Source organism: Pectobacterium aroidearum, from assembly GCF_015689195.1.
Lineage (GTDB): Bacteria > Pseudomonadota > Gammaproteobacteria > Enterobacterales > Enterobacteriaceae > Pectobacterium > Pectobacterium aroidearum.
This window is the reverse complement of sequence record NZ_CP065044.1, coordinates 1040702-1061794: the sequence shown is the minus strand read 5'-3', so window position 1 is coordinate 1061794 and position 21093 is coordinate 1040702. Positions and strand designations below refer to the sequence as shown.

The window sequence follows — 21093 nt, the reverse complement described above, 5'->3', positions numbered from 1 at the left end:
TCGGGGTCTTACTATTATTTTTGATCAACGACGTTGATAGACGAATAACTCTTAGAACGGGATATCGTCGTCGAAATCCATTGGCGGTTCGTTGCTTTGCGCTGGAGCGCTGTTCTGTGCCGGGCGCTGCTGAGCTTGTGCGCCGCCGCTGAACTGGTTGCCGCCCTGTGGCTGCTGAGGTTGTCCCCAGCCGCCTTGCTGCTGACCGCCACCTGCTGGTGCGCCGCCGCCCTGACGTCCGCCTAACATCTGCATGGTGCCGCCGACGTTAACGACGACTTCGGTGGTGTAGCGCTCTACGCCAGCCTGATCGGCCCATTTACGGGTTTGCAGTGCGCCTTCGATGTAAACCTGAGAGCCTTTGCGCAGATATTCGCCCGCGACTTCAGCCAGTTTGCCGAACAGCACCACACGGTGCCACTCGGTCTTCTCTTTCTGTTCGCCGGTCTGTTTATCACGCCAGGATTCGGAAGTCGCCAGTGTGATGTTGGCAACTGCACCACCATTCGGCATATAGCGGACTTCCGGGTCTTGACCCAGATTCCCGACAAGAATCACTTTATTAACGCCTCTGCTGGCCATGCTCGTGTCTCCTGATGAACCAATTTATGTAAGTCTAAACGATCAATTTTATCATGATACACATTTGTATCATACCTGCGAAATGGCTTCAGAAATGAAAGTAAGATTTGCAGCGTTTGCAAGGTAAAGGGGTTTAATACTGGATATCCATTCAGTTTTTTTTGTGCCATAATTGCTCGTTTCGTACCGGTTCTCTCCCTTCGAGAGGCGATGACAAACCGTTTTTATTCCGGGAAGTGTGTGAATGGATAAGATCGAAGTTCGTGGTGCTCGTACCCATAATCTCAAGAATATCAACCTGATAATCCCTCGTGACAAGCTGATCGTGATCACCGGTTTGTCGGGTTCGGGTAAGTCATCGCTGGCGTTTGACACGCTGTATGCCGAAGGGCAGCGGCGCTATGTGGAATCCCTCTCTGCTTACGCCCGTCAGTTTTTGTCGCTGATGGAAAAACCGGACGTCGATCATATAGAAGGGCTATCGCCCGCCATCTCTATCGAACAGAAATCCACCTCGCATAACCCGCGTTCTACGGTCGGGACGATTACCGAAATTCATGACTACCTGCGTTTGCTGTTTGCACGCGTAGGTGAGCCGCGCTGCCCAGAGCATGATGTGCCGCTGGATGCGCAGACGGTCAGCCAGATGGTGGACAACGTGCTGGCGCAGCCGGAAGGCAAACGCCTGATGCTGCTGGCGCCGATTGTGAAAGATCGCAAAGGTGAACACAGCAAAACGTTGGAAAACCTAGCTTCACAGGGCTATATCCGCGCCCGTATCGACGGGGAAGTGTGCGATCTGTCCGATCCGCCGAAGCTGGAATTACAGAAAAAGCACACCATTGAAGTTGTCGTCGATCGCTTTAAAGTGCGTGACGATCTGGCGCAGCGATTGGCTGAGTCGTTTGAAACCGCGCTGGATCTCTCCGGCGGTAGCGTGGTGGTCGCGGACATGGACGATCCTACCCAGCCTGAACTGCTGTTCTCAGCGAACTTTGCCTGCCCGGTGTGCGGCTATAGCATGCATGAGCTGGAACCGCGCATGTTCTCGTTCAACAACCCAGCGGGCGCGTGCCCAAGCTGTGATGGTCTGGGCGTGCAGCAATTCTTCGATCCGGCCCGCGTGGTACAAAACGCGGAGCTGTCGCTGGCGGGCGGCGCGATTCGCGGCTGGGATCGCCGTAACTTCTACTATTTCCAGATGCTGCGCTCACTGGCGGAGCACTACAAATTTGACGTCGATGCGCCGTTTGAAAGCCTGAGCGCCGCGGTGCAGAAAGTGATTCTGTACGGCTCTGGTAAAGAGAACGTCGAATTCAAATACATCAACGATCGCGGTGACACCTCGGTACGTCGCCATCCGTTCGAAGGCGTGCTGCACAACATGGAACGTCGTTATAAAGAGACGGAATCCACGGCGGTGCGCGAAGAGCTGGCGAAATTCATCAGCAACCGTTCCTGCGCCAGCTGCGGCGGCACACGCTTGCGTGAAGAAGCGCGTAACGTATTTGTTGAGCAGACGACGCTGCCGCAGATTTCCGATATGAGCATCGGTCATGCGATGACGTTCTTCCAGAATATGAAGCTCAGTGGGCAGCGCGCTCAAATCGCCGAGAAAGTGCTGAAAGAGATTGGCGATCGGCTGAAGTTTCTGGTGAATGTCGGGCTGAACTATTTGTCGCTTTCTCGCTCGGCGGAAACGCTGTCCGGCGGTGAGGCGCAGCGTATTCGTCTGGCAAGCCAGATTGGTGCCGGGCTGGTTGGCGTGATGTACGTACTGGATGAACCGTCCATCGGCCTGCATCAGCGTGACAACGAGCGCTTGCTGGAAACGCTGATTCACCTGCGTAATCTGGGTAATACCGTCATTGTGGTAGAACATGATGAAGACGCGATTCGCGCCGCTGACCATGTGATTGATATCGGCCCCGGTGCGGGCGTGCATGGTGGCCAGATTGTCGCTGAAGGCACGATGGAAGAGATCATGGCGGTGCCGGATTCGCTGACGGGGCAGTTCCTCAGCGGTAAACGCAAGATCGAAATCCCGAAACAGCGCGTGCCTGCGGATCCGACCAAAGTGCTGAAGCTGATTGGTGCGAAGGGGAACAACCTGAAAGATGTCACGCTGACGCTGCCGGTTGGGCTGTTTACCTGTATCACCGGCGTGTCGGGATCGGGTAAATCGACGCTCATCAACGATACCTTGTTCCCACTGGCGCAGCGTCAGTTGAACGGTGCGACGCTGGCGGAGCCTGCCGCTCACCGTGAAATTCAGGGATTGGAACATTTCGATAAGGTGATCGATATCGATCAAAGCCCGATTGGCCGTACACCGCGTTCCAATCCGGCGACCTACACCGGTATTTTCACGCCGATTCGTGAGCTGTTTGCTGGCGTGCCGGAAGCGCGTACTCGCGGCTACAACCCTGGCCGTTTCAGCTTTAACGTGCGCGGCGGGCGCTGCGAAGCCTGCCAGGGCGACGGCGTGATTAAGGTCGAAATGCACTTCCTGCCGGATGTTTATGTGCCGTGTGACCAGTGTAAAGGCAAGCGCTACAACCGCGAAACGCTGGAAATTCAATACAAAGGCAAAGGCATTCATGAAGTGCTGGATATGACCATCGAAGAAGCACGAGAGTTCTTTGATGCCATTCCGGCGCTGGCGCGGAAGCTGCAAACGCTGATCGACGTCGGTCTGTCCTACATTCGCCTTGGGCAGTCGGCCACCACGCTGTCCGGCGGGGAAGCGCAGCGTGTGAAACTGTCGCGTGAACTGTCAAAACGCGGAACCGGCCAGACACTGTATATCCTCGATGAACCGACAACCGGTCTGCACTTTGCCGATATTCAGCAGCTTTTGGCTGTGTTGCATCAGTTGCGCGATCAGGGCAATACCATCGTAGTGATTGAGCACAATCTGGACGTGATTAAGACGGCAGACTGGATTGTCGACTTAGGACCGGAAGGCGGCAGCGGCGGCGGAGAAATTCTGGTCTCTGGCACGCCGGAAACGGTGGCAGAGTGCGAACAGTCCCACACCGCACGCTTCCTGCGACCGATTCTGGCACGCGAAGCCTGATAGCAGGGAGATGGCGATGTGGATGCAATATGAAATCCGCCTGAAGCCGAAAGCCAGGGGGTTCCATCTGGTGACTGACGAAATACTGGCGCAGGTTACTGCACTGCGCCAGATAAACGTTGGGCTGATGCATGTGTTCATCAAGCACACCTCGGCGGCGCTAACGATTAACGAAAATGCCGACCCCACGGTGCGGCAGGATTTCGAAAGCTTTTTTAATCGCTTAGTGCCGGAGGATGAACCGTACTACCGCCATACTTATGAAGGTAGTGACGACATGCCCGCGCATCTGAAAGGCAGCCTGCTGGGCAACAGCCTGACGATTCCCATCACTAATGGACGCCTGAACATCGGCACCTGGCAGGGCATCTACCTGTGCGAGCACCGCAACCACGGCGGCAGCCGCTCGCTGGTTGTTACTCTCAACGGGGAATAAGCCTCCAAAATGCGTCGCACCAGCGACGCATCCCGATAAGCATTTAGCTGCCTGTGCGGCAGTGAACCATTCTGTTTATTTGCGGGTGATAACAGTTACTTTCTAAGCTGCCGGATAGGCAGCTTAGAAAGAAACGTAGTGAGCCTGAGTATTCCGGTTCGTGTTCACTGCCGTACAGGCAGTTTATACCCAGTTTTAAGCGCCATTATCTGGCTATTATCGAAGTAACACTATCGTCAGAGTTTGATGCGTTATCGTCTTTAAATAACGTATCTTTGATTCCACTTTTTCGTAACATTTTTAAGTAACGGGTTTCTTTATGGGGAATGAAAAATTGCAGATTGGCGTTATTAATATTTAAAAATCATCATTTTTCCGTTAAAGTTACCTTACAGGGAAATAGTGTGTTGACTTAAGTCAAATTCAAGGGAGTGAGTGGCTGTGAAATACGATCCGGTTTTAAAAACACTTGTTGATGATGACTATCGGTTAGAAGATCATCTTGATTTTAAAAAGCAGCATGCTGATATTAACTATCAGAAATTACATGCTCAACTCAATGAAATAAATAACGATAACATTCATGCCATATTAACTGCGCAGGAAGCGACGTATTTTTTAAAGACGTTATGTACACCTAACCCTAATGAGTCGTGGAAAACGGCCATTTTTGCCTGTACCGATCCTGTTTCATCATTTGCTGGGAATATCGCAGAAGCCGTGTCTGTGAGCCGAATCGTGATGGAGATGAAAGGGTTCGGCGTAACGGCAACGGAATATGTCGGGAAAAATGGCAGTAAGTACATAAAATTATCTGGCTATCCGGGTGTAAGAAAGTATTTAGATGCCACCCGATATTTAGTCAGTAACCATAAAATACTCGATATAGGGATAGGTACAAAAGGGATTGAAAGTGGTATTGCGACTGGGGCAAGGTTCTGCATTGTGTTTTCAGGTGCTTATCGAGCCATTGAGTTGATGGTGAAAGATGAATACGCACTGACCGATTTCTTTGTTAATTTAACGATGGATGCGGCAAAACTGGCTGTATCGGTTGGGGTTGCCTGGGGAGCAAAAACATTAGCGACTGGACTTATGGCTACGGGGTTCAGTGTTATTGGCATTGCTTTTGGCATCTTTGCTATTGGGGTGATAGTCAGTCTTTCATTACTGTGGTTGGATAATGAGTATAAAATAAGTGAGACGATAATAAAAAATTTGAAATCGCATAAAATACAATATACACCATACCATCCCGATCAATTCTTTCATGCATGGGGGAGAGTCAGTCGTGGTTAAGATAAATAGACCGTTTTTTTTCATATATTCAGTTTTTATTTTTATTCTTTCATGCTGGGGAGGATGGTTCTCTTTAAACGGGTATATTGATTTCTTTAATCTAAATGATGTCATTTCATTTTCATGGAAACTCGGAGTGGTGATTTTTCTAGTTCCAATAGTGTTCCAGTTTTCTTATTTTGGTTTTTTTTCTGCTATAAAAAATAGACCAATTAAAATGAATAATAAAATTTCAAATGTACTGGTTATATTTGCTATTTTTGGTACTGTGGTGAGTTTATTTTCATCTATGTATATCTCTTATAGTCTTAATGAGCAGGGTTATAAAATCTGTCCCAAGAGCTCATGGGTAGCTCCCAATAAATATGTGAAAGACATCGCTCTTTGTAAAGAGTAAGAAGAAAAATGAACGTCTGATAGGGAATGCTTTTTCATGCCTGGGGGAGGTACAGTCGTGGTTAAGGTAAATAGGCCATTAGTTGGCGTGTTTGCAGTTTTCCTTTTTTTTCTATCATGTTTTATTAGCTGGATTTCTTTCAATGGATATTTGAGTTTTTTACAAAAAAGTGATGTGATTATTTTTTCCTGGAAACTTGGATTAATGGTATTTGGATCACCTTTGTTGTTTTATTTTTCATATTTGGCATTTTATTCGACCATAAAGAATGAAGTGCCTAAAATGAATAATAAACTAGCTAACTCATTAGCTATTATAGCTATATTTGGTGCGGTCGTTAGTTTTTTCTCATCAATTTATATATCATATAATCTTAATGATAAAGATTATAAAATCTGTCCTAAGAACTCATGGATAGCTCCTAATAAGTATGTGAAAGATATTTCTCTTTGTGATGAATGGTAAACAATGATCTGATAGGTTTTTATTTTTCATGCTTGTGGAGGGTTGTTCGTGTTTGAAATAAATAGGCCGTTATTTTTCGTGTTCTCAGTGTTGATTTTTATTCTTACATGCTGGGGAATATGGTTTTCTTTTAACGGTTATTGGAATCTATTTAGGCTAAATGATGTCATTATCTTTTCATGGAAGGTAGGCATCCTTATTTTTGGTGCGCCAATATTATTTTACTTTTCGTATTTAGGGTTTTGCATGGCAGTAAAAAACAAACCTATAGGAATGCATGGCATATTAGCAAGTGTGTGTGGTTATTTGTTTTTTATTGGTGTGGTGGTTAGCTTTGTTGCATCTATGTATATATCTTTGAATTTTAGAGATCAAGGCTATGAAATCTGCCCTAAACACTCCTGGATGGACCCCAATAAGTATGTGAAAAATATCTCTCTTTGTGATTAATGGTGAATAACAAGCACAACTAATAAGATGTGCCTGTTATCAAAGGTCATAAATATTAGAGGCTCATTTCCTCCCAAATGCTGTAACCCGATGTTCCTGCGATTTTGTGGTTCCATGCTATGGTTTTATATTTCAGCTGGACTTTTTCATACGGCATGATGTCGTTGTTATCGATGACGTGTGGATAGACACAGGTGACGTCGACAATGCTCGCATCGGTTAAGGTCACTTCGTAATAAAGCTCTAACTGCCCAGCGGAATTGACGCGATAAAAATAAAAGGTGACATCAACATATAGATCAGCGAGATAGTGATTTATGCCCGCAAAGAGAGAGTTTCGTGCGCGTTGACGAATGCGATTATTTGCAACGTGAGTCGTATGCGCCCGACACGGGGTGTTCAATCGCCATCACCCCGTGGCCCTTGGCTTCTCGCGGGAAATAACGCCGCTTAGCGGTGCCTTCGGCGATCGACTCCGCTGTCGGGCCGACAGCGACGCGTTCCCGACGCGGCGCTGACTTTCGCGGCGTCCTGCCGCTCACCCGGCGGTTTCGTTCACCTCAGCGTTATTTTTACGCGATATGAAATAATAAAAATCAACGTATTAAAATAAAATCAGATTTACTCTGTTTTTCTGACGAATCCGCCTTTCCTTTTGCAGGGAATATAGATCCTAACCTGAATTTATTTCTCGCCAGTTTAGCCAGATGCGCATATCAAATTCCAACTGATGGTAGTCAGGATCCATATGGCAGCAGAGTTGATAGAAGGCCTTGTTGTGATCTTTTTCTTTGAGGTGGGCGAGTTCGTGTACCACGATCATCCGCAGGAAATCTTCTGGCCCGTCACGAAATAGCGTCGCTATTCTGATTTCGTTGTTGGATTTTAATTTTCCACCTTGCACACGCGCCACAAACGTATTGGTGCCTAGCGTCCCTTTTATCGGGTTCTGTTTATTGTCGTAAAGCACCTTTGATATTGCCGGGGCATTTTTCAGGTAGCGCTGTTTCAGCTCGGCGACGAACTGATAGAGCGACTTGTCACTCTGAATCTGATGGCGGTCAGGGTATCTTTTTTCCAGCCAGGGGCCGAGTTTGCCTTGATCGAGGAGCGTTTGTACTTGGGCAACAATCGCCGGAGGGTAACCGTTCAGGTAGCGTAGTTGGGTCATGAAATTTTTATCACACAAGCCACTGAGTTAAGCGAGTTCACAACGGTGAGCCGGTTAAGCCAGTGGCTTTATTATTTTACGATTTACTGAATCGCGGCGAAAGCCGCAGCGACGCGCTGGACGTTGCTGTGGTTCAGCCCCGCTATACACATACGGCCGCTGGCGATCAGGTAGACGCCGAATTCTTCACGCAGACGATCAACCTGTTCCGGGCTGAAACCGGTGTAGCTGAACATGCCACGCTGGGTGAGCAGGTAATCGAAGTTACGGTTCGGCAGCGCGTTTTTCAGTGCCGACACCAGTTCCTGACGCATGCTCAGAATGCGGGTGCGCATCTCTTCGACTTCCGCTTTCCAGTCAGCATTCAACTGCGCGTCATTCAGGACTTTAGAGACCACCTGTGCGCCGAAATTCGGTGGGGAAGAGTAGTTGCGGCGGACGGTCGCTTTTAACTGACCCAGCACGCGCTGTGCGCTGTCGGCATCGTCACACACCACGGAAAGGCCGCCGACGCGCTCGCTATACAGTGAGAAAATCTTGGAGAACGAGTTGGCGATGAGTGCCGGAACGCCCGCGCTGGCAACGGCGCGAATCGCATAGGCATCCTGATCGATCCCGAGGCCAAAACCCTGATAGGCGATGTCCATAAACGGAATCAGCTCGCGCTGAATGATGACCTCAATGATGCGATCCCACTGTTCGGTGCTGAGGTCAGAACCGGTCGGGTTGTGGCAGCATGGGTGCAGCAGTACGATGCTGCGCGCCGGCAGCGTTTGCAGCGTGGCCAGCATGGCATCAAATTTCACGCCCAGGCTGTCGCCATCGAAATACGGATAGGTGTGAACGTTAAAGCCCGCGCCCTCAAAGATCGCAATATGGTTTTCCCATGTTGGATCGCTGACCCACACTTCTGAATTCGGGAAGTAACGTTTCAGGAAATCCGCACCGACTTTCAGCGCACCGGAACCGCCCAGCGTCTGAATGGTGGCGATGCGATCGGCTTCCAGCGCCGTATGGTTTGCACCAAACAGCAATTGCTGGATCGCGGTACGGTAAGGCTGTAACCCTTCCATCGGCAGATAAGAACTCGCGCTCTGAGCCGGCTGTTTCAGGCTGCTTTCTGCCGCACTCACAGATCGCAACTGCGGGATAATATTCTGCTCGTTGTAGTAGAGCCCGATACTCAAATTGATCTTATCCGCTCTTGGATCCTGTTTGAATTTTTCCATCAGAGACAGGATAGGATCTCCGGCATAGGTATCAACGTTTTGAAACACAGTGTAGCTCTCCTGAGTGTGTCATTTTTATGGGTACCGCAACCCCGACGATGGTGGGGGGCAATCAGGCCGCATAACGGCCAGGGCGATGATTCATCGCGATAATCAGGTTCAGAACGGTTGCCCCCAGAATCGAAGCAATCAACATAGGTATGCTTACCACGAACAGGGAAGTCAGCACAATCACAACGTCAACGCCCATCTGGAGTTTTCCCGCCCGCAGGCCGTATTTGTCCTGAAGGTACAGCGCCAGAATATTCACGCCGCCGAGGCTAGCCTTATGACGGAACAGGACAATGAAACCTATTCCGGTGATGATACTGCCGAACAGCGTGGCGTAGAACGGGTTGAGCTGATCGAAATGAATGAACAGTGGATGTAGATCGGAAAACAGGGACACGAGTCCGACGGCGCAGAACGTTTTCACCGTGAATTCCCATCCCATACGGCGTACGGCCAGATAGTAGAAGGGCAGGTTCAGCAGGAAAAACGCGACGCCAAAGGAAACGTTTGTCAGATAGTGGATAAGGAAAGCTATGCCTGCGGTGCCGCCGGTGAGTGCGCCAGCCTGACGTAGCAGGATGACGCCAAATGACACCATCAGTGTGCCGGTCACTATTGCCAAAACGTCTTCCAGCAGCGTGTGTGATATTTTTTGTGTGGGAATAACGTTATCCATGGTGAGCACTCAATAGACTGTCGTAAAAATATGTGCTTACCAAAGCAAGAATCACACCAGATGATGCCGGTTAGCGGCTGGTTTATGTGAAATACCTACGGTAATAAGAGTAACGTATTGAATTATATAAATGAAAATAATGCGTGATTTGTGCGTAAATGATCATTTATTTGGTTATCTTGTGCGAAAAATCGTGATTTGTTGCGTGAGTTTCTCGTTTTTTTGCACCAAATAGACGCGATTGCCCCAAATCAGGGCAACGCAGGCAGTTCTGGCGTGATCAAACCGTTCTCTTTAAGGCGGTTTAATACCACCGAGGTTTTCAGATGCGCGATGCTCTTATTCTGCGACAGAATCTGGCTAATCAGCGTGCTGAGTCCGGGCAGATCCGCGACGGCGACTTTTAACAGATAATCGGCATCACCCGTGGTTTTATAGGCGTCAATAATCGCATCCACTTCCCCCAGCATCTGGTGAAAGCGTTCAACGTATTCGCTGGTGTGGTTGATCAACCGTACTTCAATTAACCCCAGACATTCCAATCCAACGGCATTCGGCGACAGGCGGGCATGATAACCGAGGATCAGTTGTGCCTGTTCCAGTGCGATTCGGCGACGAGAGCATTGCGAGGCGGAAAGCCCAACCAGTTCGCTCAATTCCTGATTGGTCAGGCGGCCATTGGTCTGTAGCAGCGTCAGGATTTTCAGATCGAAATCATCAATGTTGTACATCGCGTTCCCTAAACCGTGTCAGATAGTGAGTCAAACAGACTACCAGCTTTTTAGGCTGTGTTGCCTATGAGTTTTTTATCGCTACACGGCCGCTCAATCGCAGCTTGCACTATGATGGTTCAATTCATGCATCTCAGGGCAAAATACGATGCAACTGTGTGCATTATTGGTCATTAACGCGCGTTTAATGTTCGTATTTTCTGAATTTATGCGTGATGTGTGAAATTGGAGTGGAAATAAATTTTCTAACTTTTCATTGCGTTATGTGAATGATGATCATGATGGCAGGGCTGAGGGGTTATCTGGCCTGATAGTTGCTACATCCTCCCGATTCGAATTTTATTGCTGACGGGGGAAAAATGGAGACACAACAAGAAGAAGGGCAGTTGAAAAGAGGATTGAAAAATCGCCATATTCAACTGATCGCACTGGGAGGCGCGGTAGGTACCGGGCTGTTTTTAGGCATCGCGCAGACCATCAAAATGGCGGGGCCATCGGTGCTGCTTGGCTATGCGATTGCGGGCGTTATCGCATTCTTTATTATGCGCCAGTTGGGTGAAATGGTGGTGGAAGAGCCCGTTGCTGGCTCGTTCAGCCACTTTGCGTATAAATATTGGGGAGAGTTCGCCGGGTTTATGTCCGGTTGGAATTACTGGGTGTTGTACGTTCTGGTCAGTATGGCCGAGTTAACGGCGGTCGGGATATATATTCAGTACTGGTGGCCGGATGTGCCTACCTGGGTCTCTGCGGGGGCATTCTTTGTACTGATTAACGCCATCAATCTGACGAGCGTTAAAGTGTACGGTGAAATGGAATTTTGGTTTTCGATCATTAAGGTTGCGGCCATCATGGGGATGATTGTATTTGGCTGCTATCTGTTGTTCAGTGGGGCGGGTGGCCCTGACGCTAGCGTCGCAAATCTATGGCAGCACGGTGGTTTCTTCCCGAACGGCATCAGCGGTATGGTCATGGCGATGGCGGTGGTCATGTTCTCCTTCGGTGGACTGGAACTGGTAGGGATCACTGCGGCTGAAGCTGACGATCCGCAAAACAGCATCCCACGCGCGACGAATCAGGTTATTTATCGCATTCTGCTGTTTTACGTTGGCGCGCTTGCTGTGCTGCTGTCGCTGTACCCGTGGGGGAAAGTTGTGGAAGGCGGTAGCCCGTTCGTCATGATTTTTCATGCGCTGGATAGCAACGTTGTGGCTACTGTTTTGAATCTGGTGGTGCTGTCTGCCGCTTTGTCGGTTTATAACAGCTGTGTGTACTGTAACAGTCGCATGCTATTCGGGTTGGCGAAACAGGGGAACGCCCCGCGTGCGTTGCTGAATGTCAATAAGCGCGGCATTCCGTTGGTGGCACTCGGCGTATCGGCACTTGCGACGGCGCTGTGTGTCGTGATCAACTACCTGATGCCGGGTAGAGCCTTTGAGCTGCTGATGGCGCTCGTGGTCTCTGCCTTGGTCATTAACTGGGCGATGATTTGCATCACTCACCTGAAATTTCGAGCGGCGAAAAAGCAGGAAGGCCATGAAACGCGCTTTAAAAGCCTCGGTTACCCGATGACGAATGTGATTTGTCTGCTGTTTCTGGCGGGGATTTTGGTCATCATGGCGATGACGCCGGGTATTCAGATTTCGGTGCTGTTGATTCCGTTCTGGCTTCTGGCGTTGGCTGTGAGCTACATGGTGAAAAAGAAGAAAAGTGCGATGGCGGCGCTGGCAGTAAAAACTGACTATTAATTAAGTCAAAAGGCACTTCCAGTCGTGGAGTGCCTGATGTTTATTCTTTTAATGATGGTTATCGGGATCGCGTGATCACAATCCCGGGTAGCATCACTCCACAATGATCCGTTCGTCATTGTCTCCCAAACAGATACTGAGCTGCTGCCCGTCGGGGCTAAAGGCGCAGTAGGGGAGAGGTTCACGCTGATAGAGATGTAGCGGAAGCGCCAGATAAAGCATGATGAGCAGCAATGCGGCGACGGCTTTAGTATACGTTGGGCGTGGTGCTATCTGGTTGCGCCGCGCGTGTCGATATTTCACGATGCCGATAGCGGCCATGCCTGCGCCTACCAGCATGGAAACATACAGTTCACCGGGCATGGGGGAGAGTATCAAATTGTCGTTTTCATACTCTTGCCAATATTGAATCCGCCACAGGGCGCTGATGCCGATTTGCAGCAGTCCTGCGAGTATCCAGGCAACACGCCAGCCCGAGAGTCGAAAGAGTGCCAGAAAGCAGAATCCTGACGCCGCGAAAGACCAGTAAATCAGATCGAACATCGCGCTAAACATGCCGCCAAACAGCGTGCCGCCGACATCCGTCGGTTTCAGGGTAAAGTAATTAATGAGGGCAAACAGCGTCAGGATCGCGGCTACGGCAAGCCAGCTTGCCGTATAGTAGATAACCCGTCTGAAAGTCGGCAAGCCTTGCGCTTGCCGATAAAAACCCGTTAGTCCGTTTTTACTCACCGTCGACGTATTCCAACGCGGTGCGCTGCGTTAAGCGCGTGATCAGTTCGTAGGCGCTGGCGCCTGTATGCGCGGCAATGCGTTCAACCGGTAGCGTCGGTCCCCACAGGATGACTTCATCGCCAACCTTATCCTGCGCATCCGGCCCTAAATCCACCGTAATCATATCCATCGACACGCGGCCGGAAAGTGGCACCTCACGCCCGTTGATGAGCACGGGCGTGCCGGCTGGTGCGCAGCGCGGATAGCCATCGCCATAGCCGACGGCCACGACGCCCAAACGGGTATTGCGCGGGCTGGTCCAGGTGCCGCCGTAACCGACCGCTTCGCCCGTGTGGTGTTCACGCACGGCGATCAGGTGAGACGTAAAGGTCATTGCTGGCTGAAAGCCAAAATGTGCGGCGTCTTCGTTATCCAACGGCGACACGCCATAGAGAATGATACCGGGGCGGACGCGATCGCGGTGCGACTGCGGCCACAGCAGAACACCGCCGGAAGCCGCGATGGACTGTGCGCCGGGTTTACCCTGTGTAAAGGCATCGAAGCAGGCCAACTGGCGCTCGGTAGTTCCGGCCTCGGGCTCATCGGCGCGGGAAAAGTGGCTCATGATATTGACCGGCTGAACCACATTGCGACATGCGGTCAAACGCTGCCAAAACGCGTCGGCGTGTTCCGGCAGAACGCCAAGCCGGTGCATACCGGTATCGAGCTTCATCCACACGCGTAGCGGCTGTGACAGCGTAGCCTGCTCCAGCGCGGCAAGCTGTTCGGGGCTGTGAATGGCGGTTTCTAGCTGGTGCTCTACCAGAAGCGGGAGGTCGTCGGCGGAGAAAAAGCCCTCCAGCAGGACGATAGGCTTGGTGATGCCCGCCGCGCGCAACGCCAGCGCCTCGGAGAGCCGTGCGACGCCGTAGCAGTCAGCGTCGCAAAAGGTATGGGCAGCTTCGATCATGCCGTGGCCGTAGGCGTTGGCTTTCACGATGGCAACGACCTGACTGTCAGGCGCGAGCTGGCGGATACGTTGCAGGTTGTGGCGCAAAGCACGCCGGTTAATGACGGCAGTTGCCGTTTTCATTCTTGTTCCTTAGTGCAGTGTTGTCATTGCTGAGCGCTGCGTTATTCATCGTCATATTGTGGGCCGGCATAGTTATCAAAGCGCGACCACTGCCCGTTAAAGGTCAAACGAACGGAACCAATCGGGCCGTTACGCTGTTTCCCCAAAATGATTTCAGCGATGCCTTTCAGATCGCTGTTTTCGTGATACACCTCATCACGATAGATAAACATAATCAGGTCGGCATCCTGCTCGATGGAGCCGGATTCACGCAGATCCGAGTTAACCGGGCGCTTATCGGCGCGCTGTTCCAGACTACGGTTAAGCTGCGACAGAGCGACGACCGGAACCTGCAATTCTTTTGCCAGCGCTTTGAGTGAGCGGGAAATTTCGGCAATTTCCAGCGTACGGTTATCGGACAGCGACGGCACGCGCATCAATTGCAGGTAGTCGATCATGATCAGGCTCAGGCCGTCATGTTCACGGAACACACGGCGGGCGCGGGATCGCACTTCGGTCGGCGTCAGACCGGAGGAATCATCAATGTACATGTTGCGCTTTTCCAGCAGGATCCCCATGGTGCTGGAAATACGCGCCCAGTCTTCATCGTCCAACTGACCGGTACGAATGCGGGTCTGATCCACGCGAGACAGCGACGCGAGCATACGCATCATAATCTGCTCGCCGGGCATCTCCAGACTGAAGATTAGCACCGGTTTATCCTGCATCATCGCCGCGTTTTCACACAGGTTCATGGCGAAGGTGGTTTTACCCATCGATGGACGCGCCGCGACGATGATCAGGTCAGATTTTTGCAAGCCTGCGGTCTTTTTATCCAGATCCTGATAGCCGGTAGACACACCGGTTACGCCGTCGTGTGGGCGCTGATACAGTTGTTCGATACGAGAAACAGTATCTTCCAGAATTCGGTCGATGCTTTTGGGGCCTTCATCTTTGCTGGCGCGGTTTTCGGCGATTTGGAAGACGCGGGATTCCGCGAGATCGAGCAGATCTTCACTGCTACGCCCTTGTGGATCGTAACCCGCATCGGCGATCTCATTGGCGACGGAGATCATTTCACGCACCACGGCACGCTCGCGCACGATATCGGCATAGGCACCGATATTGGCGGCGCTCGGCGTGTTTTTAGCGAGCTCAGCCAGATAGGCGAAGCCACCCGCGGATTCCAGCGAGCCTTGCAGTTCGAGCGATTCGGACAGGGTAATCAGGTCGATCGGTTTGCTCATTTCGAGCAGACGCTGCATCTCGGTGAAAATCAGGCGGTGGGCGCGGTTATAGAAGTCGTTCGCGACAACACGCTCGGCGACATTATCCCAGCGTTCATTGTCGAGCATCAGGCCACCCAATACCGATTGCTCCGCTTCCAGCGAATGTGGCGGAAGTTTCAGACCTTCCATCTGGCGGTCACGGGGTTCATTCGATTTATTGGTGGGTCTTTTCTCTGCCATGAAACGGGTTCTTTACCGGTTGATTTGCCATTGGATTAGGGGGCATTGTATATGCCACTCGTCCGAAATAACACAATCGGATACCTATAATGGTGAAACGATGAACCTGTCACGATTAAGGAGATAACATGGCAAAACGCGTTCAGTTCCGAGCTTATGGTGGCCCAGAGGTTCTGCAATATGTGGATTTCACACCGGCTGACCCCGCTGCGGGAGAGGTTCAGGTTGAGAACCGCGCCATAGGCATTAATTTTATCGATACCTATATTCGTAGCGGCCTGTATCCGGTGCCTGATTTGCCCTCCGGGCTGGGAACCGAAGCGGCGGGCGTCGTAACCAAAGTCGGCGCGGGGGTTAGCGTGCTGAAAGTGGGCGATCGCGTCGTGTATGCGCAGTCCGGGCTGGGCGCGTATAGCGATGTGCATAACGTGGTGGCGGAGAAGGTTGCGCTGCTGCCGGACGCCATCAGCTTTGAGCAGGCGGCGGCTTCTTTCCTGAAAGGGCTGACGGTTTATTACCTTCTGCGTCAGACATATGAAATCAAGCCAAATGAGGTCTTCCTGTTCCATGCCGCGGCGGGTGGCGTTGGGCTGATTGCCTGCCAGTGGGCGAAAGCGCTGGGGGCGAAGCTGATTGGGACGGTAGGATCTGATGAGAAAGCGGAGCGCGCGACACAGGCGGGTGCCTGGGCGACCATCAATTACCGTACCGAGAATATTGCGCAGCGTGTTGCGGAGTTGACCGATGGGCAGAAGGTCAACGTCGTGTATGACTCGGTCGGGAAAGATACCTGGGAAGCCTCGCTCGATAGCCTGCGCCGCCGTGGATTGATGGTCAGTTTCGGCAATGCATCTGGGCCGGTTACTGGTGTCAATCTGGGGATTCTGAACCAGAAAGGCTCGCTGTACGTCACACGCCCGTCTTTATTTGGTTACGTAACGAACCGTGCTGAACTGGAACAGGCCAGCAATGAACTCTTTTCACTGATCGCCAGCGGAGCGATTACGGTAGATGTGCCGAAGAACCAGCAATTCGCGCTGTCGGATGCGCAAGCGGCCCATCGTGCGCTGGAAAGCCGCAGCACGCAGGGCTCATGTTTGCTCATACCCTAGTTTGTCGCTGAAAAGCAAAAAGCCTCCCTGTGGGAGGCTCTTGCCATTACGCAAATTTCATCAGACTGTATGTAGGGTACAGCGTGGTGATCGTCACGAAGGTGCCGCTGTGCGGCTATTATTTCCCTGACGACGATGAAATCGTGTGGCTTGTTTGCCACCCTGTTTTATTTACCTGGTTTGTTCACTCTGTAAAAGACGATCGAGTGCCAAACAGTGGCGTCATCCTAGCAGCCACATCAGGGAAAAAATATCTGCTGGCGCACACTTTTGTACTAAAGCTGGCCGTATTTGGACAGGCCGAATTAAACAAGTTGGTGTTAAATACGGCCTTGCCCGTCATTTTTGCGCGTAATTCAGATTTTTCCCTGTCTGGCATTACCACTCATTCCCGTTACGCTGGCGATAAGTGTATTTTCGATAGGTATAGCGGTGTGAATTGTAGACGGGACGGCCGCTAAACTTGCGCCACAGCCATACCGCTGCAACGGCCAAAATCAGCCACGGTAGCACCTTTATCGCCATGCTAAACAACCCGCCAATCAGCATAAAAAGGGACGCCACAAACAGTGCTGCAATCACGCCCAGCAATGACACGCCCGTCAACATCAGCATGATAAAAAAGCCAATAACGAAGAAAATTTCCAACATGGTACGCTCCTGTAGCTGTTAAACCGCATCTGACGCAGGAAAAGTGGGTCTGCGTGATACATAAGCTATAACAAGAATCGTGCCAAGATGTGCCGCTGGTAAGTGGTTGATTTACCAGCGACATCAGGAGAAGGAGTGAAGGAAAGTTGATGAAAAAGACTAACTATTAGTGTTTTTTAAACCAGATTAACCAGCGCTAATGCACGTTCTACCACTGCAGCATCGGCACCGGGTTTGTGGGCATTTTCACTGAGATAGCGTCGCCATTGACGCGCGCCGGGAATGCCCTGAAACATGCCGAGCATGTGGCGCGTGATGTGGCCTAATGCCGCGCCGCCGGAGAGTTCGCGCTCGATATAGGGGTACATGGTTCGTACCACGCCAGCCAGATCCGGCGTTGCAGCGTCGATGCCAAACAGCTCGCGGTCGACCTGCGCCAGAATACCGGGGTTCTGATAGGCTTCACGCCCCATCATCACGCCATCCAGATGTTGTAAGTGCGTTTTGGCTTCTTCCAGCGTTTTGATACCGCCGTTGATGGCGATGGTGAGCGCGGGAAAATCACGCTTGAGCTGGTAAACGCGCGGATAATCCAGCGGCGGAATTTCCCGATTCTCTTTCGGGCTAAGACCTGATAGCCAGGCTTTGCGCGCGTGGACGATAAACGTCTCACATTCGCCGCGTTCGGCAACGGTTTGAATAAAGTCGCACAGGAATGCATAGCTGTCTTGATCGTCAATGCCGATACGGGTTTTCACCGTAATCGGGATTGAGGTGCTGTCTTTCATCGCCTTGATACAGTCCGCGACCAGTGCTGCTTCGCCCATTAGACAGGCGCCGAAACGACCATTCTGTACACGGTCAGACGGGCAGCCGACGTTCAGGTTAACTTCATCATAGCCGCGCTGTTCTGCCAGTTTGGCACACTGCGCCAGCGCTTGCGGATCGCTCCCACCGAGCTGTAGCGCCAGCGGATGTTCTTCTTCGCTATAAGCTAGATAGTCGCCTTTACCGTGAAGAATCGCGCCTGTCGTCACCATTTCGGTATACAGCAGCGTCTGGCTGCTCAACTGGCGAAGGAAGTAACGGCAATGACGATCGGTCCAGTCCAACATCGGCGCGATGGAGAAGCGGTTAAGGCGAGAAGCGCGAGAGTCGGTAGATACCGTGTGGTGTGTACCTGATTTTACGTCGGTCATGATTTGTCAGTTATCGTTTCGTGTGTGTCTGGCGGTATGGTCTGAGGCTATCGTTGCGGGGCGACTATAGCACAGGGAACGGGTCGTGACTGAGTGTTATCTTACCCTGCGTCAGGGGACGTGTGCCTTTCGTTCACTATACCCGTCTGACCATGTCCTCAACTTGCCTAAGGCTAATAGCCGCTCCCAACAGGACTTTATTCCAGACAATAATGGCACAGGAAGAATGTAGTATCGTTTTGTAAATTTAGATCTTTTTCTTTTAAACAGTCAGTACGCGACGGAAGCGGTTTATCCAGATGTATGTTCTTTTCATGAGCCAACGCTGATGTTGTCATGCCGACGTCCATCTATAACCATGATCAGCCATCATGCTATTAATAAGCAAAAAGCACTGTCGGAAAAAACCATCCATGCAACAAAGGAAAACAGAATACGCTGATGAGGTGCAAGTTGTAGTACATCGTCACGCGGCCTGTTTCCCGGGTGACGATGAACTGTTTGATTAATTACTTATCCAGAAAAACAATATCGCCGACTTCTGTAGCATCAGCGCCGTTATTGGCGTCAATACGCAATCGATAGTAGGAATATTCCCCCGGTGTCGCAACCTGAAATTCACGGGTTGCACGTTTACCAAAGTACTGCTTCATCTGTTGGTCAAGCGTATTCCAGGTCACGCCATCATTCGATCCTAGCAACGTCCAGTCTCGCGGATAGCGTTTGTCTGTGGAGGAGTAGGTGCTGCTGATCTTATAACTAACGGCTTGTAATGATTCACCTTTAGGGAAGCGATATTGCAAGTAAAGCGGTGTATTGCTCTCATTTGCCGCATACTTGGTGTTGATATCAACATCAAATGCTCGCTGAACACCGCTGCCCTCCCACTGCCTATTTGCCCATACCTGTGCACCAGTGTACTGGTTATGAGCTGTCAGTGGGTTGACATTCTCCCAGCCATCGTCACGACCTTCATTGACAATATGGATATTGTCAAAATAGTTGACCCGAGTTTCGTTGGGCGTGTAGTTAGAGTCATCCCAGGCATATTGCCCAAAAGTAAAATGCATACGGCCTTCAATGGTGTCATCATCACGCCATACGCCAAAACCAAAATTGATGTTTTTCGCGCTATAGGTCGGCTTATTTTTCGGCGCGCCATCAAACCATAACTCGACCTGACCTTGCTGCTGACGTGATACCACTACATGAACAATCACCGGAATCCAGCGATCTCGAGGAATATCCTTAACGAGAATGGGTTCCGTTGGCGGAACACATCCAGTACGGTGTGAAAACATCAGGCTATTGTTGACCACAGTCAACATCCCTGCCCACGATGTGCAACTGCCGTTACCACTAAACAACTGGAAAATACCGCCACTTTTATCCATGGGGTAACCTTTCGATGGCAGGTACACCATAAACCCGATCCACGCTTCTTTTTGTGTACCATTATCCGGTCCTGCGCAGGCTTCCGCACCACGTCTCAGTCTTGGATGTGTCGTGTAGTCATAGCCTGTCTCAGTCCAAAAACTTTTAATGGCCTTAGTACCCACGATATCAGATGTGCTAATCCCTTCATCTTTTAGATCCACAACGCTGACCCAATTCGGAGATTGAGTCGTACACATGTGCATGGGTTGCATCGCGCCCTCATGTGAGCGCTCACTCCCTAATTGCCACCCATTCTCGAATCCGGTCTTGGCTGAACGAACAGATATTTTTTTCCTGAGAGTTTTGGTACGGCCATTGATATCCTGCACCGTCAGAGAAACGGTATAGCTTCCGTCTTTAGCATAGGTATGCTGTGGCCTGATTTCAGTGGAGGTCACACCATCACCAAAATCCCATTGATAAGTACCAGCACGATCGAGGTCAAAAGAAGATAGACCGCCATCAAATGCGACGGAGAGTACACTCGCGGTGTAAGAAAAATCTGCTTTGGTCGCAATTTTAGCTGCCGATACCGCGGCACTTGACACCTCTTCTTCAGCTATTCCTGATGAAAACGGCAGCATAATAATAAGACTGCCAATAATTCCTGCCAGCAGACCTTTTCCTTTATTCATGTTAATTCTCCTTTAACCCTTGTTTACCCATTTTTTTACTAAAAAACTGAATGCCGCCATTATTAACGAGCGGTGAAAAAAAACAACATAAATAAGATTGGTGTTATTTGTTTAGTTCATTATATTTATATAAATAAAAATCACAGAATAAAATATCTGACGAAATTATCGCAAAAAATCGATGATGTTTCCGAGTTGTAAATTAAATACCGTTCCAAAAAGTGATGATCATTAATAAATAGTGATCATTTCTAAAAGCGAAAAATGACGGGTAGCCAGAGGAATACACAAAGCAGCATCGAAACAGATTTATCAAGCCTTGCTCACCGCCAGTTTCAGAAATGGTGTGATACTGAGGGCTTAGAATGTTCTGGCTGAATGAATTGCTGATCTGTGAGCAGCGCACTACCGAAAAGGCAGAAATAAAAGAGCTCTTTCGTCAGTGCAGGAGTGGGTTAGTTGCTGGTGTTCTAAGCTGAATTTATAAATCAGT

19 protein-coding genes and 2 pseudogenes are annotated in these 21093 nt (G+C 50.4%); 8 read left to right on the top strand and 13 right to left on the bottom strand.

Annotation, left to right across the window (positions count from 1 at the left end; all coding sequences use genetic code 11):
- Nucleotides 1-51: 51 nt before the first annotated feature.
- On the bottom strand, nucleotides 52-582 hold the full coding sequence (ssb1, locus tag I2D83_RS04770; protein WP_180778595.1) for a single-stranded DNA-binding protein SSB1: 531 nt from the start codon (nucleotides 580-582) through the stop codon (nucleotides 52-54).
- 244 nt (nucleotides 583-826) lie between these two features.
- Here ssb1 and uvrA point away from each other — a divergent pair, with 244 nt between their 5' ends.
- The 6 genes from uvrA to I2D83_RS04740 all read left to right on the top strand — a co-directional run bounded on the left by uvrA (nucleotide 827) and on the right by I2D83_RS04740 (nucleotide 6708).
- Nucleotides 827-3661, top strand: coding sequence for an excinuclease ABC subunit UvrA (uvrA, locus tag I2D83_RS04765; RefSeq protein WP_180778596.1), 2835 nt, complete (start codon nucleotides 827-829; stop codon nucleotides 3659-3661).
- Nucleotides 3662-3677: 16 nt separating this feature from the next.
- The gene (locus I2D83_RS04760) at nucleotides 3678-4097 is read left to right on the top strand and encodes a secondary thiamine-phosphate synthase enzyme YjbQ (protein WP_015841647.1); all 420 of its coding nucleotides are present in this window, start codon (nucleotides 3678-3680) and stop codon (nucleotides 4095-4097) included.
- A gap of 441 nt (nucleotides 4098-4538) precedes the next feature.
- A complete protein-coding gene (locus tag I2D83_RS04755) occupies nucleotides 4539-5396 on the top strand; it encodes a hypothetical protein (RefSeq protein ID WP_205947643.1) in 858 nt (285 codons plus the stop codon).
- Nucleotides 5389-5793 carry a DUF1240 domain-containing protein gene (locus tag I2D83_RS04750; protein ID WP_205947642.1) on the top strand — a complete coding sequence of 135 codons (405 nt, stop codon included), beginning with the start codon at nucleotides 5389-5391 and terminating at the stop codon, nucleotides 5791-5793. Before I2D83_RS04755 ends, I2D83_RS04750 begins: the two co-directional genes overlap by 8 nt.
- Before the next feature lie 57 nt (nucleotides 5794-5850).
- Nucleotides 5851-6258, top strand: a complete 408-nt coding sequence (locus tag I2D83_RS04745; protein ID WP_205947641.1) for a DUF1240 domain-containing protein — start codon at nucleotides 5851-5853, stop codon at nucleotides 6256-6258.
- A 48-nt stretch (nucleotides 6259-6306) separates the two neighbouring features.
- Nucleotides 6307-6708 carry a DUF1240 domain-containing protein gene (locus I2D83_RS04740; RefSeq protein ID WP_205947640.1) on the top strand — a complete coding sequence of 134 codons (402 nt, stop codon included), beginning with the start codon at nucleotides 6307-6309 and terminating at the stop codon, nucleotides 6706-6708.
- A gap of 55 nt (nucleotides 6709-6763) precedes the next feature.
- Here I2D83_RS04740 and tssD read toward each other — a convergent pair.
- The 5 genes and pseudogenes from tssD to I2D83_RS04715 form a co-directional block, all read right to left on the bottom strand.
- Nucleotides 6764-7000, bottom strand: a pseudogene (gene tssD, locus I2D83_RS04735) (type VI secretion system tube protein TssD); the annotation flags it as partial.
- 381 nt (nucleotides 7001-7381) lie between these two features.
- Nucleotides 7382-7879 carry a M48 family metallopeptidase gene (locus tag I2D83_RS04730; protein WP_205947639.1) on the bottom strand — a complete coding sequence of 166 codons (498 nt, stop codon included), beginning with the start codon at nucleotides 7877-7879 and terminating at the stop codon, nucleotides 7382-7384.
- Nucleotides 7880-7962: 83 nt separating this feature from the next.
- Nucleotides 7963-9156, bottom strand: a complete 1194-nt coding sequence (locus I2D83_RS04725; RefSeq protein WP_205947638.1) for an amino acid aminotransferase — start codon at nucleotides 9154-9156, stop codon at nucleotides 7963-7965.
- Between the two features lie 64 nt (nucleotides 9157-9220).
- Nucleotides 9221-9835, bottom strand: a complete 615-nt coding sequence (locus I2D83_RS04720; protein WP_015841641.1) for a YitT family protein — start codon at nucleotides 9833-9835, stop codon at nucleotides 9221-9223.
- 251 nt (nucleotides 9836-10086) lie between these two features.
- Nucleotides 10087-10566 (bottom strand): Lrp/AsnC family transcriptional regulator, encoded by a 480-nt coding sequence (locus I2D83_RS04715; protein ID WP_015841640.1) that lies wholly within the window; start codon nucleotides 10564-10566, stop codon nucleotides 10087-10089.
- A gap of 359 nt (nucleotides 10567-10925) precedes the next feature.
- On the opposite strand from I2D83_RS04715, the gene I2D83_RS04710 reads away from it, so the two are divergent.
- Nucleotides 10926-12311, top strand: coding sequence for an amino acid permease (locus tag I2D83_RS04710; RefSeq protein ID WP_205947637.1), 1386 nt, complete (start codon nucleotides 10926-10928; stop codon nucleotides 12309-12311).
- A 93-nt stretch (nucleotides 12312-12404) separates the two neighbouring features.
- On the opposite strand, the gene I2D83_RS04705 is transcribed toward I2D83_RS04710, so the two are convergent.
- From I2D83_RS04705 to dnaB, 3 genes are read right to left on the bottom strand one after another with little or no spacing between them, the layout of a single operon-like run.
- Nucleotides 12405-13043 (bottom strand): hypothetical protein, encoded by a 639-nt coding sequence (locus I2D83_RS04705; protein ID WP_205947636.1) that lies wholly within the window; start codon nucleotides 13041-13043, stop codon nucleotides 12405-12407.
- On the bottom strand, nucleotides 13036-14118 hold the full coding sequence (gene alr, locus I2D83_RS04700; protein ID WP_181829259.1) for an alanine racemase: 1083 nt from the start codon (nucleotides 14116-14118) through the stop codon (nucleotides 13036-13038). Before alr ends, I2D83_RS04705 begins: the two co-directional genes overlap by 8 nt.
- Before the next feature lie 41 nt (nucleotides 14119-14159).
- Nucleotides 14160-15566: a replicative DNA helicase gene (gene dnaB, locus I2D83_RS04695; RefSeq protein WP_010279223.1), complete on the bottom strand. Its 1407-nt coding sequence runs from the start codon at nucleotides 15564-15566 to the stop codon at nucleotides 14160-14162.
- A gap of 128 nt (nucleotides 15567-15694) precedes the next feature.
- Between dnaB and I2D83_RS04690 the strand changes: the two genes are divergently transcribed.
- Entirely contained in the window at nucleotides 15695-16678 is a 984-nt protein-coding gene (locus I2D83_RS04690; RefSeq protein WP_181829258.1) for a quinone oxidoreductase, read from the top strand.
- A 378-nt stretch (nucleotides 16679-17056) separates the two neighbouring features.
- On the opposite strand, the gene pspG is transcribed toward I2D83_RS04690, so the two are convergent.
- The 4 genes and pseudogenes from pspG to I2D83_RS04675 all read right to left on the bottom strand — a co-directional run bounded on the left by pspG (nucleotide 17057) and on the right by I2D83_RS04675 (nucleotide 20600).
- Nucleotides 17057-17329, bottom strand: a complete 273-nt coding sequence (gene pspG, locus I2D83_RS04685) for an envelope stress response protein PspG (protein ID WP_015841635.1) — start codon at nucleotides 17327-17329, stop codon at nucleotides 17057-17059.
- 176 nt (nucleotides 17330-17505) lie between these two features.
- The gene (gene dusA, locus I2D83_RS04680) at nucleotides 17506-18528 is read right to left on the bottom strand and encodes a tRNA dihydrouridine(20/20a) synthase DusA (RefSeq protein ID WP_181845929.1); all 1023 of its coding nucleotides are present in this window, start codon (nucleotides 18526-18528) and stop codon (nucleotides 17506-17508) included.
- Nucleotides 18529-18664: 136 nt separating this feature from the next.
- A pseudogene (locus I2D83_RS22315) lies at nucleotides 18665-18853 on the bottom strand (hypothetical protein); the annotation flags it as partial.
- A gap of 184 nt (nucleotides 18854-19037) precedes the next feature.
- Nucleotides 19038-20600, bottom strand: coding sequence for a heparin lyase I family protein (locus I2D83_RS04675; protein WP_181829256.1), 1563 nt, complete (start codon nucleotides 20598-20600; stop codon nucleotides 19038-19040).
- Nucleotides 20601-21093: the final 493 nt, after the last annotated feature.

Excerpts from the sequence above, each read along its gene's own strand:
- ssb1 (WP_180778595.1), bottom strand. The coding sequence starts at position 582 with ATGGCCAGCAGAGGCGTTAATAAAGTGATTCTTGTCGGGAATCTGGGT.
- uvrA (WP_180778596.1), top strand. The coding sequence starts at position 827 with ATGGATAAGATCGAAGTTCGTGGTGCTCGTACCCATAATCTCAAGAAT.
- I2D83_RS04760 (WP_015841647.1), top strand. The coding sequence starts at position 3,678 with ATGTGGATGCAATATGAAATCCGCCTGAAGCCGAAAGCCAGGGGGTTC.
- I2D83_RS04730 (WP_205947639.1), bottom strand. The coding sequence starts at position 7,879 with ATGACCCAACTACGCTACCTGAACGGTTACCCTCCGGCGATTGTTGCC.
- I2D83_RS04720 (WP_015841641.1), bottom strand. The coding sequence starts at position 9,835 with ATGGATAACGTTATTCCCACACAAAAAATATCACACACGCTGCTGGAA.
- I2D83_RS04715 (WP_015841640.1), bottom strand. The coding sequence starts at position 10,566 with ATGTACAACATTGATGATTTCGATCTGAAAATCCTGACGCTGCTACAG.
- I2D83_RS04710 (WP_205947637.1), top strand. The coding sequence starts at position 10,926 with ATGGAGACACAACAAGAAGAAGGGCAGTTGAAAAGAGGATTGAAAAAT.
- alr (WP_181829259.1), bottom strand. The coding sequence starts at position 14,118 with ATGAAAACGGCAACTGCCGTCATTAACCGGCGTGCTTTGCGCCACAAC.
- dnaB (WP_010279223.1), bottom strand. The coding sequence starts at position 15,566 with ATGGCAGAGAAAAGACCCACCAATAAATCGAATGAACCCCGTGACCGC.
- I2D83_RS04690 (WP_181829258.1), top strand. The coding sequence starts at position 15,695 with ATGGCAAAACGCGTTCAGTTCCGAGCTTATGGTGGCCCAGAGGTTCTG.
- pspG (WP_015841635.1), bottom strand. The coding sequence starts at position 17,329 with ATGTTGGAAATTTTCTTCGTTATTGGCTTTTTTATCATGCTGATGTTG.
- dusA (WP_181845929.1), bottom strand. The coding sequence starts at position 18,528 with ATGACCGACGTAAAATCAGGTACACACCACACGGTATCTACCGACTCT.
- I2D83_RS04675 (WP_181829256.1), bottom strand. The coding sequence starts at position 20,600 with ATGAATAAAGGAAAAGGTCTGCTGGCAGGAATTATTGGCAGTCTTATT.